General features: G+C 22.8%; 5 protein-coding genes and 2 pseudogenes. All 7 read right to left on the bottom strand.

Going from position 1 to position 2,201, the window contains the following annotated elements; all coding sequences use genetic code 4:
* Positions 1-177: 177 nt before the first annotated feature.
* Positions 178-315, bottom strand: a complete 138-nt coding sequence (locus tag EHV01_RS04885; RefSeq protein WP_422066471.1) for a hypothetical protein — start codon at positions 313-315, stop codon at positions 178-180.
* A gap of 18 nt (positions 316-333) precedes the next feature.
* Positions 334-399 (bottom strand): annotated as a pseudogene (locus tag EHV01_RS04880) (MBL fold metallo-hydrolase); the annotation flags it as partial.
* A 32-nt stretch (positions 400-431) separates the two neighbouring features.
* Positions 432-566, bottom strand: a complete 135-nt coding sequence (locus EHV01_RS04875) for a hypothetical protein (RefSeq protein ID WP_422066470.1) — start codon at positions 564-566, stop codon at positions 432-434.
* Positions 567-601: 35 nt separating this feature from the next.
* Positions 602-1,012 carry a hypothetical protein gene (locus EHV01_RS04870; protein ID WP_422066469.1) on the bottom strand — a complete coding sequence of 137 codons (411 nt, stop codon included), beginning with the start codon at positions 1,010-1,012 and terminating at the stop codon, positions 602-604.
* Between the two features lie 38 nt (positions 1,013-1,050).
* Positions 1,051-1,296: a hypothetical protein gene (locus EHV01_RS04865; RefSeq protein ID WP_422066468.1), complete on the bottom strand. Its 246-nt coding sequence runs from the start codon at positions 1,294-1,296 to the stop codon at positions 1,051-1,053.
* Positions 1,297-1,478: 182 nt separating this feature from the next.
* Positions 1,479-1,802, bottom strand: coding sequence for a hypothetical protein (locus EHV01_RS04860; protein WP_114565262.1), 324 nt, complete (start codon positions 1,800-1,802; stop codon positions 1,479-1,481).
* A gap of 231 nt (positions 1,803-2,033) precedes the next feature.
* Positions 2,034-2,201, bottom strand: a pseudogene (locus tag EHV01_RS04855) (IS5/IS1182 family transposase); the annotation flags it as partial.

Genomic DNA, 2,201 nt, shown 5'->3' with positions numbered 1-2,201 from the left:
TTAATTTGCAATTATTATAGATAGCATAGAAGATGTATTTAAAATTAAATAATTTAAATAAAAAAGTCATTTTTCGTTGTAGGAAAATATTAAATTTTTAAATAAAAGACATAATTAATTAAAATTATAATTTGCTATTAGTATCTTTTTAAAAATATTTACAATTATTTTAATAGGTTATGCAAGAAGTCTAATGTWATAAWCAATTTCTTCAACAACAGTATCACCACTTAAAGCAACAATATTTGTTAATGGATAATTAATTCCTGGACCTAAAATTGCACCTGTCTCATCGTCAACCTTATGTTGCGACAATAATCGTAAATCAATTTTTTTAATATAAATTTTTAAATCTGGATATTCTTTTAAAACATTATCAAGGCCATCATAATGATCAATATGCCCATGTGTAATAAATAATGCTTTTAAGGTTAATTTTTTTGTTTAATATATTCAATTGCTCTTCTTGTTGCATTTGATGCATCAATCATAATTGCCTCATTTTGATTATTAATAATTAAATAAACATTTTGGTTATCATATGTTGCATATACAAAGTTTTTCATTTTTGCCATAAGTTTTACTACTTTATGAAACAATTCTATTGATCTGCTGCGGTAAACTCTTCAATAAAATAAGAGTTTTTTTCAATATAATTTAATAAATCTTCAATTAAAAATAAAATGTCATTAATATTATCTTGGTCAAATCCCTTAATTTTATTAATATTCATCATATATAATTTTTGAATTAATTCATGTCCGTCATCTTGATGAAGAATTCGATAACCAAACCAACGAGCAATTCCTAATGCTGCCCCTCCTAAAATATGACTTAAAAAAGGATTAATATTAGGATTCTCAAGATGTTTATCATGAAAAGTTGTTCGAATAAAATTGGTTTTAGTTATTTCCGAAATAATGGTTAATAATAAATTAGCATAATCAGTAATAGCAATTATATTTTCCCCATAAGCTTGGATTTCATCATCAATTTTAACAAAAACATTCATAATCCCTTTATATAAAGCTTTGAAAGAAACAACATCTTTTAAGCAATATTAGGAATTAAATCTTGATAACGTTCAAAAACAATCTTTGTTCCTCATACAGCAGTTGAATAAATACTTTCAAAAACTTCTTGCGATGGGCGATATCATTTAAAACGTAAAATAATTTTAGGATCAACAGTCCCAGTTTCTTCTGCTAAAACCTTTTGGGTCAAAGCCATTGCTGTTTTATAATTTAAAGTTGCATCCTTTTTTGCTAATATTTTAATTAAATATTTTTTCTCCATAAATTTTATATCATCCTTTTGCTTTCAATTAATATTATTATAACATTTTTCCCTAAAAAAGTCTTATTAACAAAATAAAACACAATTTAAATTCCTTTAATACTAGACTTTTATTAATAATTCCAAAGAAAAAACCCTTTGAAAAGGGTTTTTATTGTTTTACTTTAAAATCAAAGAATGAATTAATTAGTAAAAGCAAAATCACGAACACTATAACGAGTTTTACCAGTAAAATCATTAAAATTCTTTTTATAAGTAATAGTAATTGCTGTAAAGCTTTCAAGATTAAATTCAGCATTTAATTTTTGTGCTAAATCATTTCATACTACACATTGCACTTCTTCACCATTATCTAAAACTCAAAATTCACATAAATCTCTTATTTGTCCATCTTTACTAGTAACTGTTTTTAATTGCGGTTGTTTTGATGCTAATAAAAACTTTTCATCGTTAATAAATTGTTCATTTTTTTTATTAAATCTGTGTTGTGGTTTATTATTATACATTCTTGCTGCCCTCCTTTCTTATTCAAATGAATATCTAAAATCATACTTTAAATTTTAAAAAGAAAAAAAAGGAAGATTTATTATATTGTCATATGAACAACAATATTATATCATTAAATTTTTTTTAAAGAGATTATTTTGTAAAAGATTCTCCATTTTTTTGCTATTAATATTAGATTTCTTGAATGACTTATTTAAATTATTTAATTTTAAATACATCTTCTATGCTATCTATAATAATTGCAAATTATAAATTGAAGCAATTAAATTAAATCTTAAACTAAATCGTTTTCTATGATTACGATATTTTTCTGTAATAATTTTAAATTTTTTAAGAATAGCAAAAATATTTTCAATAATAATTCTCATTTTTGAAACTAGTCTATTATGTTGTTTTTT

It is taken from the genome of Spiroplasma sp. hy2 (assembly GCF_044714365.1).
In the GTDB taxonomy this organism is placed as follows: Bacteria; Bacillota_I; Bacilli_A; order Mycoplasmatales; family Mycoplasmataceae; genus Spiroplasma; species Spiroplasma phoeniceum.
Note: the sequence above shows the minus strand (reverse complement) of the source record. Positions and strands in the feature narration are given on the sequence as shown.